The following is a 784-nucleotide window of genomic DNA, read 5'->3' as shown; positions in this document are numbered from 1 at the left end:
CCCGTGCTGTGCCCGGTCCAGGAGGACACCCCCGGCCCGCTCGCGCCCGACTTCTCCGGCGGCACCCTGAAGTTCAGGGCGACGGGCGACGAGTACGCCGGTGGCGGGGTGCCGAAGACGACGCTGCCGTCGGCCGCCCGCTGGGCCACCCCGGCGGCCAGGGCGACCGAACCCGCCGGGGTGAAGGCGGACGCGGACGGCACGGAGGAGGCGGGGGCGGCGGCCAGTGAGCGGGGCACCGGCGGTCCCCCGGCCGCCCGACGCTGCAGGGCGGGAAGCGGCGGGGAGGCGGGCGGCGCGCCCGTCCCCTGTCCCGGAGCGGCGACGGTACGTTGCAGCGCCGCCGGTACGGACGGTGTCACCGTCGCCATCGACGCCGTGCCCTCCCCGCCGGCGGTCCAGCGCACCGGAACGGCATCGGCCGGGGACGCGCCTCCCGGCCCGGAGCCCGGCACCGTCCCCGTACCGGTCGGCGAAGGCGGTGCCGACCCGTCCGGCCCGTCCACCGCGGAACGCTGTACCGCTGCTCCCGACTCCCCGCTCCGCACGTTCTGGAGCGGTACGGGCCGGTCGGCGAGCAGCGGTGCGACCGGATCGGTGCTCGGGGGCGGCGCGAGGGGGGCCGGCGACGGCACGGCGGAGGTCCGGTCCGTACCCCTGCCGTCGCCGCGATCCCTGCCTCCGTCCGTTCCCGTGCAGCGCGTCGTTCCGGGGGACGCTTCCGCGATGACGTCGGCCGGGGAGTCGGCCGTAGCGGAGTTGCCGGTGCGTCAACTGGTGGGGG

General features: G+C 78.3%; 1 pseudogene. It reads left to right on the top strand.

Annotated features, from left to right (window positions below):
• Positions 1 to 784 (top strand): annotated as a pseudogene (locus tag EAO76_RS42840) (hypothetical protein); the annotation flags it as partial.

This window comes from Streptomyces sp. sk2.1, assembly GCF_008120935.1.
Taxonomy (GTDB): Bacteria; Actinomycetota; Actinomycetes; order Streptomycetales; family Streptomycetaceae; genus Streptomyces.
The sequence above is the reverse complement of the archived record's forward strand: the minus strand, read 5'-3'. Positions and strand labels throughout refer to the sequence as shown.